The sequence below is a fragment of the Paenibacillus dendritiformis genome, assembly GCF_015845845.1.
GTDB lineage: Bacteria > Bacillota > Bacilli > Paenibacillales > Paenibacillaceae > Paenibacillus_B > Paenibacillus_B dendritiformis_C.
Genome location: NZ_LDIG01000073.1, coordinates 1 through 9,180, shown reverse-complemented (window position 1 = coordinate 9,180; position 9,180 = coordinate 1). Strand labels below are relative to the sequence as shown.

Sequence of the window (9,180 nt, the reverse complement as noted above, 5' to 3'; positions counted from 1 at the left end):
TTATTTTCTCTCAAGGCATCGGCTGCAGATTTGCGGCAGGTGCCTTGCTTTTGTATGGGAAATATAGGATAATGATTGCGTCGTAGACATCCAGAATCATACATAAAGTCATATTGATGGGATTTGCAATCGATAAAGGAGATAGAAGAAAAAATATGAATAAAGAAGCGATCGATTCAATTTATTCCCAAGTGTCCATTAAGGATGGAAAAAAAGCGATTGAAAACATTCTTCTGGATATTTACTTCAAGCCGGGCATCTCTACCAAGGAGATCGCGAGAAAGACGCTGCTGCCGCTGCCGATTGTGGCGGCCATCAAGAAAGAATTCATCAAGGCGGGACTGATCGAACAAAACCGGGGAGTCAACTGCACGCCGAGAGGGATGCGGTTCGTTGAGCATACGATGGGTTACGGGCATCTGAATCGGACCTTGTATCAGCGGTTGAAGCATGAGCCGTGGCACCCGGACGATCTGCATGACATGATGTCGAAGCTGGAAGGCGTCTTCGAGAACCGCCCCCAGGTCGATGTCACGATCGACCAGTCCCGATGCACGCTGGAGACGAGCATGAAGCGGGCCGTGCTGGCGCTTCAGCACGAAGTTCTTATCGGGCGGGATATCGTCTGCCTCGGGGATGATGACCTTGTCAGCGTATCGTTGGCGTTTCTCCTCAAGCAGTTGTTTCGGCAAAACGCGCATAAATCCAATACCCGCATTCATGTGTTCGAGATTGACAAACGTATTATCAGCTACGTGAACTATGTTGCGGAATCCGAAAATTTACCGATTGTCTGTTATGAAATGGATTTTCGCGAACAGCTCCCTTCTGAATTTTTGCGCCGTTTTGATTGCATTTTCACCGATCCTCCCTATACGCTGCAGGGCCTTTCATTATTCGTGTCGCGCGGCATTCAATTGCTGAAGCAGGAAATCGGACTGCCCATCTTTCTTTCGTTCGCCCACAAATCGCCAGACTTCGCTTTGGAGATGCAGCGCGAATTTTCGCGGATGGGCTTGCTTGTCACGAGTGTGCTCCCGCGCTTCAATCAATATCTCGGGGCGGAAATTATAGGTAACACGAGCCAGATGATTGTGTTACAATCTACGGAAGAGACGAAGGAGAGCATTGCGCGTGACTACCGGGACGCCCTCTATACGGGAGAAGTAAGGCGCACGATTCGCGCCTATGAATGCAAGCGGTGCAGCCTTGTGACCGAGGTTGGCTTTCAAATGCAATGGCAAACGATTGAACAGCTGAAACAAAAGGGCTGCCCGAGCTGCCGTCATGACTCCTTCGAGCTTATTCAAAAAAAGAACGCATAACAACGCAGAATGGAGTCATAGCAAGATGCCGATTAGACAGATCGAGCCGGATGATATTGCGGTTATCGCTCAATTTGAAACGGACATTTCCGTGATCTCATTCGGAGAGGATGCGATTACCGATCCTCGTTTTCATGTCAGGAAGCTGGAAAAAGCGCTTCACTACGAAAAAAAAGGGATGTTTGTGCTGGAAGTTGACGGGAATGTCGCAGGCTGGATGTGGATAACGCCGCGGGAAAACTCGGTCACGAAACAGATGTACGCGAATTTCAAAAGCTTCTATATCGCAGAGCCCTATCGCGGCACCGCTTATGTGGATGAGCTGTTCGACGCGGGCATGACGTATTGCAAGAGGGAGGGAACCGAACGGATCATCGGAAAGGTGCATGTAAGCAATTTGCCGATGAGGCTGCTGTACAAGAAGTACGGCTTCAAGCCGACGCATCTGACGATGGAATGGTTTTCCGGTGAAGCAGATGATTAAATGTATCGTATGGGATTTGGACGATACGCTGTGGGAAGGAACGCTGAGGGAAGACGAGGCCGGCATCAAGCTGCTGCCGGAGATGGCGAGCGTCCTTGAGACGCTGGACCGGCGCGGGATTCTGCACAGCATCGCCAGCCGCAATCGTTGGGAGCAAGTGAAGGACAAGCTCGAGCAGTTGGGAATCGCCCATTATTTTTTGTCCCCCCAATGCCACTTCGACTCTAAGGCGGCGAGCATCGAGCGGATTGCCCAGGAACTCAACATCGGCTTGGATGCCATGGCCTTTATCGACAACGATCCGTTCGAGCGCTTCGAAGTGAACTTCTATGTGCCGCAGGTGCGTACTTATGCCGCCGAGCAATACCGGGAGCTTCCCGGTTATCCCGAATTTCAGGCAGGCCAGTTGACCGAAGAAGCGGCCAACCGGCGGCAGTATATGCAGGCGCGCCACCTGCGGGAGGAAGCTCGAAAAGCGCATAAGGGCAGCCGCGAGCAATTTTTGAAGGAATGCGAAATGAAGCTGCGGATCCAAATGGCGCGGGAAGAAGATTTCCCGCGGGTGGTCGAGTTGTCTCACCGCACGAACCAGATGAACAGCCTGTTGGAACGGGTTGATTTTCCTTTCGTCGAATCGTATTGCGCTCAGGATAACCATTACTTGTATGTAGCCAGGCTGGAGGACCGGTTCGGCGCGCACGGGCTGATCGGAACCTGCTTCGCGAGCGCCGCCGATGACAGGATCGATATCAATCTGTTTTGCATTTCCTGCCGGATTGAAGGCCGGGGCATCGCCTCCGCCTTTTTGTACACCGTTCTGGAACGGCTGGAACGACAATTGCCGCAGGCGGCCGCGGCGCGCTGCCGTTTGGTCAGCCGGCAGCGGAATTTGCCGGCGAGACTGCTGCTGGAGATGCTGGGCTTCAAGAAAACGACTACAGAGAACGAGCAATCCGTCTATATGGTGCAGCTGCCGCTCCCGCGGAAGGCATTCGATTGGCTCGAGATAGGAGAATAAGCGATGAACCGCGATGCGATCGAACATGAAATTGCCGGAATCATTCAGAATATGCTCAAGCTGCCTTTCGTCGGTGCGGATACCGACTTGATTGGCGAGACCGGAATTTTAGACTCTTTGACCGTAATGAGACTGCTTGCGGAAATAGAGAGGCGGTTTGATTTTACGTTGGACGAGGACGATCTGACGCTGGATTCCATCAGCAGCGTCAAGCGTCTGGCGGAGTGGGTCATTCACAGCAAGCAGGCAGGTCAATAAGTTGGGCCTGATGCGAAATAAGTTGGAAAGCTCACTGAGCTTGGATATCGCGCTCTCTGGCAGAAGCCTGCCGCAGAGCGCGATTTTTTTATTTGCGTTTGCGCAAAAAGCCGATCTCTTCGAGCACAATAGGCGGGATGCATCGGATACAAAAAAATAGATTCTATTGAAAAACTTAGCATGCTATAATTATTTTGAAATATATGACATCATGAGCGTAATTGTGACAAAAATATCGAAATTTGCTAAAAAGGGGTGAGCTCCAGCATCGAGGCCCGGCGTCAATCTATTGCAGCCGCGACGAAACGGATTCAAGGCGAATAAGAAAATTCTGAACCAACGGAGGAATTTCAATGAAGCCGAATGAACAGGGAACAGCAAGCGTGACAGACGCAAAGACGCAGGATGCCGTAACCGTTGTCGGGTACGCGGATCGATTCAGCGTCCAGCCCGGCCAAGCACTGAATTTTATGATCGATACGGCCAGTTCGAGTTATACCGCCAGTGTAGTGCGGTTATGCGGCGGGATGCCGGATCCGGACCATTCGACCTATTTGCCGACCGAACCGGTACCCGCGGATTGCGCCGGAGAATACCCGGGACGTCGGCAGACCACCGCGATCGGCTCCTATGCCGACCTGCCGCTGCCGGAGGAATGGATGCAAGCCGGGGAATTCTCTCTTCAAATGTGGGTATATCCGACGATTCCGCAATATGGCAAGGCTCAGATGATCTGGTCTGCCAAATCCGCCGACGGTTCATCCGGGGCGGATGTGACGCTGGACAAGGACGGACATGTAACGTTTTCCTTGATCGGCGGGTGCGGTTATTCCGTTGCCGTTCGGGCCGAAGCGCCGTTGAACGGTCATGAGTGGCACTTCGTCGCCGTTCAATATTCCGGCAGCCGCGAAGAGGCCATGCTCTTCGTGAGTCAACGGGCCGGCTGGAGGCCCGACGACGGCACGCAAGTCTGCAAGGCGGCCGTGAAGCTGGACTACAGTCAAGCGGTCATCTCCAGGGTGCTGCTGGCTGCGGATTCGGACTCTGCGGCTCCAGGCGGCGTGTCCCGCCATTATAACGGAAAAATCGGAAACCCGCGTTTGTTCCAGCATTATTTTTCCGAGGCCGAGCTGCATGACATGGCGCGCGGCACGAACACGGAGCCCGATGGCGCGCATCTCATTGCCGATTATGACTTCAGCGTCGGCATATCGTCGACCCGCCTCTCCGATCGCTCGGCTGGAGGGCATCACGGGATTTTGCGCCAAGGCGGTACCCGGGCCGTGACAAGCCACAATTGGACCGGGGAGCAGACTGACTACCGGCTCGCGCCGGAACAATACGCGGCCATTCATTTTCATGACAACGACATCGAGGATGCCGGTTGGGAAGCCGACATTACGTGGCGGATCCCGCAGGATCTGAGAAGCGGCATCTATGCGCTGAAGCTGGAGGCCGAAGGCAGCGTCGATTACATTCCGTTTTTTGTGCGGCCGACGCAGGGAAGGGAAACCGCTCCCGTCCTGTTCCTGGCGCCGACCAATACGTATCTTGCTTATGGCAACGAGCGGCTGTTCAAGTACGCCAAAGACTATTTGGGCGAGGATTATGTTCTTCCGGCGCAGGATGTTTATTTGGACGAGCATCCGGAAATGGGCAGCTCCATTTATGACCTGCACAACGATGGCAGCGGGGTACAATATTCCTCCCGGCTGCGCCCGCTCCTGAATATCCGGCCTCATTACCGGAACTGGCGGGCTGTGCGCCATTTCTCCGCCGATCTGTACATTACCGGCTGGCTGGAGCAGCGGGGGCAGAGCCATGACATCGCCACGGACGAAGACTTGCACCATGAAGGCGCCGATTTGCTGGGACGTTACAAGGTAGTGATTACCGGCAGCCATCCCGAATATTGGACGCGCCCGATGATGAAAGCGCTGGAGCAGTATTTGGCGGAGGGCGGCCGCTTAATGTATCTGGGAGGCAACGGATTTTATTGGGTGACGAGTCTGGATCCGGAACGGCCTCATCTATTGGAAGTGCGGCGCGGCAACGCCGGCTCGCGCTCCTCGGATTCTCCGCCGGGCGAACTGTTTCACAGCACCACAGGCGAGCCCGGAGGCATATGGCGTCATTTCGGTTACGTGCCCCAGCGGCTTGTGGGGGTAGGCGTGACTGCTTTGGGCGGAGGCATGGCATGCGGTTACCGCCGATTGGAAGACAGCTTCCATCCGTCGGCGCGGTTTATTTTTGAAGGCATCGGCGATGACGAGATCATTGGCGACTTCGGATACGCGGCTGGCGGGGCGGCCGGCGACGAGATTGATCGCTATGACCTCAAATTCGGCACGCCTCCGCATACGCTGTGGCTGGCCACGTCCACTGGATTCGATAATAATTACCAATTTGTGCATGAAGATCAATTAAATACGGCACCAGGTCAAGGAGGGCGCGAAAACCCGCTTGTACGGGCGGATATGACCTATTTCGATATCCACGGCGGGGGCGCCGTATTCTCCGTCGGTTCGATCAACTGGGCCGGGAGTCTTGCCTGGAACGACTACGACAACAATGTCGCCCGCATTAGCGATAACGTCCTGAAGCGGATGTTGGCGGAGCACGACAGTCATGCGGCCTCAACGGCCGGGTCGAGTGCCGCGCCATCTTGATTCGTCCCGGGACAGCAGGGGGACCGGCGACGGAATGAGCTTGAGGATGGGGGAAATGAAGGATGACACGTAAACTTGCCGCGATCGTTTTGGCAACCGTGCTTGCCTGTTTTCATGTTGGCTTTCCGGCCAATTCGGCAGACGGGGCCTCGACGAAGGCGAAAAACGTTATTTTTATGGTTCCGGACGGCTTTTCACCCGCCTATGCCGCCAGCTACCGCTTATACAAAGGCGAGCTATCCGCAATGGATTCGATGCTTGCAGGGATGGTGAGGACGTACTCGGCCAATTCCGCGTTAACCGATTCCGCCGCTGCCGCGACGGCGATGGCGACGGGGCACAAGACGAACAACGGGATGATCGGGACGACTCCGGACGGAAAACAGCGCCGGACGATTCTCGAGGCGGCGCGGGAACAAGGCAAGTCAACCGGTCTGGTCGCCACTTCGAGCATTACCGATGCGACACCGGCCGCTTTTTCGTCGCATATCGCCTCCCGCGAGGAAGAAAGCGATATCGCGCCGCAGCAGTTGGAAAATGCCGATGTTCTGCTGGGAGGGGGCAAGACCTTCTTTCTGCCCGAGTCGCTCGGGGGCAAACAAAAGTCACGCAATCTTGTGGAGGAAGCAAGGCGCAGCGGTTACACCATCGTGGAGGACCGCACTCAACTGCAGGCCGCAAAAGGCAGCAAGCTGCTCGGGTTGTTCGCGGGCGGGGACATGGCCCCCGAACTTGATCGGGAGCATACGAATGAACCCAGCTTGAAGGAAATGACCAGGAAAGCGATCGACGTTCTCCGTCAAAACAAAGCCGGCTTTTTCCTGTTGGTGGAAGGGAGCCAGATTGATTCCGCCGGGCATTACAATGACGCCGCATGGGCCATGAAAGACACCCAGGCGTTCGAAGAGGCGGTCGCGCTGGCAATCGACTTCGCCACAAAGGACGGCAACACGTTAGTCGTTGTCGTCGGCGATCACGATACAGGAGGGATGTCGGTCGGCGGATACGGTCAAACGGATGCCAAGCTTGAAGTGCTGCATCATGTCAAAGCATCCGGACTCTATATGGCCGACAAGCTGAAGGCGGACAGAAGCAATGCCGCAGAAGTCCTTAAAACGTATGCGGGCATTGATGCGACCGCAGCGGAAGGAGCCAAGATCAAGAACGCCGAAGATGCGGTCCATGCCATTAATGGCGTCATTAGCGAACGTGCCCTGATATCCTGGACAACCTATTTGCACACCGGCGTGGACGTGCAGATCTATGCGTTCGGGCCGGGAGCGGATTTGTTTCGGGGATTGCACGACAATACGGATTTGCCGCATCTCGTCGCGCAAGTGCTGCATATCGATTTTAAGCGCTAACCGCCAGAAGAAGTGAAGCTGGCCGGGAAAAGAAGGGGCTGTCTCACCGCGAGACAACCCCTTATTCTCCACGCTCGACTCGTCGGAAAACTGCAAAACTGCAGCTTTCTTCTATGAGGTGTACTCCGTTACAGGGAATCCTGCAAAACGGCATCAATTTCAGCCTATTCAATGGCAATAAATTAATAAACGCCGAAAATAATGTGTTTTTGCATCAATTCAATAAAATAGCGGATTAAATACAATGAAATCCTGCATCTACGCAGGATTTCATTGCCTCATCCATCATCTGCCGTTTTGCCCGCCGCCGTATTCTCTGTTGTTCCGTCTTGCCCCGCATCCTTGCGCCCCGTCTATTGGACACCTAGATTTTTGGCCCGATCGTCCCCGTTTTTGGTGCAACCGTGACCGCAGGGCAGCTTGCCGTTACGCTTCCTCCAATACTCCGGCCGGCCCGAAAAACTCATAATGAATTCGTTCGGGTGCGACGCCAAGTCCGGTCAGAGCCCGGTAGACGGCCTTCATGAACGGCGCCGGCCCGCAGAAGTACGCATCCGCCCGCTGCCACACCTCGGCCGGCAAGGCGGATGCCAGCCATGCCTCGTCAATGAATCCTTGGCGGTCACAAGCGTCGCCCGCTTCGGGGCGTTCGTAGCAGACGAAGCTCCGAATGCGTTCATTTGCTTCCGTCAAGGCGCGGACCTCGTCCTGGAACGCATGCACGCGGCGATGCCGTGCGGAATGAATGAAATAAACGTCCCGATCCGGCTCATGCTTCGCCAGCGCTTGCAGCATGCTCATCATAGGCGTGATGCCTACGCCGCCGCTGAGGAGCACGACCGGCGAAGCTGTGCCCGCACGCAGCGTGAAGTCGCCGGCAGGCGCCGTCAACTCCAGCCGATCGCCTTCCTGCACAACGTCATGCAGATAGCAGGAGACGATGCCGGCAGGGGAATGATCATCGCCGCCCTCGCGCTTGACGCTAATGCGGTAGGTGTCCCCCCCTGGAGCCTGGGACAGGCTGTAATGGCGCAAATGCGTATTCTCCGAACCCTCCGGCTTCACCCGTACCGTAATATACTGTCCCGGAAGATAAGAAGAGATGGCGCCGCCGTCTTCCGGCTGAAGATAGAACGACGTAATGACATCCGATTCCGGCGCCTTGCGGACGACGCGGAAGCTGCGGAAGCCTTCCCAGCCGCCTTCCGCCTCGGCCGCCGCCTGATACATATCCCGCTCGACCTGGATGAAAATATCGGCGATGACGCCGTACGCCTCCGCCCAGGCTTCCAAAATGTCATCGGTTGCCGCATCTCCAAGCACATCCTTGATGGCCAGCAGCAGATGCTTCCCTACAATCGGGTAATGCTCCGGCTGAATATGGAGGGCACGGTGCTTGTGGCCGATCTGCTTCACGACCGGCATAATGTCCTCTAGGCGGTCGATATGCGCCGCCGCGGCATAAATGGCCGAGGCGAGCGCCTGCGACTGGCGGCCCTGCCGCTGGTTCGCGTGATTGAAAATATTGAGCAGCTCGGGATGATTCGAGAACATCATTTCATAGAACCGCTTCGTGATCTGTCGGCCATGCGCTTCCAGAACGGGCACGGTCGACTTCACAATTTCAATGGTACGCGGTGTCAGCATCATATCTCATCCTTTCATAAGTGAAATTCCGCAACGGAATGACTCCAGTCTAACGAAGTGATATAGATCACTATGTGATCTTGCGCACAGCAAACGTGAGATATTCGTGAACGACGGCACTAGCGTTGCATCAATCTTTTTACGAAAATTTTCACCCTATAATTCTCTATATTTGTAACTTATTGAACTATATTCGTGGACAAAAATAAAGAAATCTCCTATTGTTGAGTTACCCTCAGCGTTATCCATAAAACGCCTCAACAAAGGAGATTTCTATGGATAACGTACCGAATCAAAACGTCATTTGTCAATGCCTAAAGTGGTTACATGTGAATTCCACTAGAGATGAGTCATTGGATTACCGAGCCCAAAAGTTGTTTGTCGGCGCTTCGACACTCTTGTTTGTAGAGGCACA

General features: G+C 54.6%; 7 protein-coding genes. 6 read left to right on the top strand and 1 reads right to left on the bottom strand.

The window, feature by feature from the left end; genetic code table 11:
• The first annotated feature begins 155 nt into the window (after positions 1-155).
• The 6 genes from ABD76_RS04320 to ABD76_RS04295 all read left to right on the top strand — a co-directional run bounded on the left by ABD76_RS04320 (position 156) and on the right by ABD76_RS04295 (position 7,118).
• On the top strand, positions 156-1,325 hold the full coding sequence (locus ABD76_RS04320; protein WP_197254526.1) for a bis-aminopropyl spermidine synthase family protein: 1,170 nt from the start codon (positions 156-158) through the stop codon (positions 1,323-1,325).
• Positions 1,326-1,350: 25 nt separating this feature from the next.
• Positions 1,351-1,809 carry a GNAT family N-acetyltransferase gene (locus tag ABD76_RS04315; RefSeq protein WP_133380576.1) on the top strand — a complete coding sequence of 153 codons (459 nt, stop codon included), beginning with the start codon at positions 1,351-1,353 and terminating at the stop codon, positions 1,807-1,809.
• Positions 1,802-2,827, top strand: coding sequence for an HAD-IIIC family phosphatase (locus ABD76_RS04310; protein ID WP_206765515.1), 1,026 nt, complete (start codon positions 1,802-1,804; stop codon positions 2,825-2,827). Before ABD76_RS04315 ends, ABD76_RS04310 begins: the two co-directional genes overlap by 8 nt.
• Positions 2,828-2,830: 3 nt before the next feature.
• Positions 2,831-3,085, top strand: a complete 255-nt coding sequence (locus tag ABD76_RS04305) for an acyl carrier protein (protein WP_197254515.1) — start codon at positions 2,831-2,833, stop codon at positions 3,083-3,085.
• A 353-nt stretch (positions 3,086-3,438) separates the two neighbouring features.
• Entirely contained in the window at positions 3,439-5,754 is a 2,316-nt protein-coding gene (locus ABD76_RS04300; protein WP_197254514.1) for a N,N-dimethylformamidase beta subunit family domain-containing protein, read from the top strand.
• Between the two features lie 62 nt (positions 5,755-5,816).
• Positions 5,817-7,118, top strand: a complete 1,302-nt coding sequence (locus ABD76_RS04295) for an alkaline phosphatase (protein WP_197254513.1) — start codon at positions 5,817-5,819, stop codon at positions 7,116-7,118.
• Positions 7,119-7,544: 426 nt separating this feature from the next.
• On the opposite strand, the gene hmpA is transcribed toward ABD76_RS04295, so the two are convergent.
• Entirely contained in the window at positions 7,545-8,765 is a 1,221-nt protein-coding gene (gene hmpA, locus ABD76_RS04290; protein WP_197254512.1) for an NO-inducible flavohemoprotein, read from the bottom strand.
• Between the last annotated feature and the right edge of the window lie 415 nt (positions 8,766-9,180).

Excerpts from the sequence above, each read along its gene's own strand:
- ABD76_RS04320 (WP_197254526.1), top strand. The coding sequence starts at position 156 with ATGAATAAAGAAGCGATCGATTCAATTTATTCCCAAGTGTCCATTAAG.
- ABD76_RS04315 (WP_133380576.1), top strand. The coding sequence starts at position 1,351 with ATGCCGATTAGACAGATCGAGCCGGATGATATTGCGGTTATCGCTCAA.
- ABD76_RS04310 (WP_206765515.1), top strand. The coding sequence starts at position 1,802 with ATGATTAAATGTATCGTATGGGATTTGGACGATACGCTGTGGGAAGGA.
- ABD76_RS04305 (WP_197254515.1), top strand. The coding sequence starts at position 2,831 with ATGAACCGCGATGCGATCGAACATGAAATTGCCGGAATCATTCAGAAT.
- ABD76_RS04300 (WP_197254514.1), top strand. The coding sequence starts at position 3,439 with ATGAAGCCGAATGAACAGGGAACAGCAAGCGTGACAGACGCAAAGACG.
- ABD76_RS04295 (WP_197254513.1), top strand. The coding sequence starts at position 5,817 with ATGACACGTAAACTTGCCGCGATCGTTTTGGCAACCGTGCTTGCCTGT.
- hmpA (WP_197254512.1), bottom strand. The coding sequence starts at position 8,765 with ATGCTGACACCGCGTACCATTGAAATTGTGAAGTCGACCGTGCCCGTT.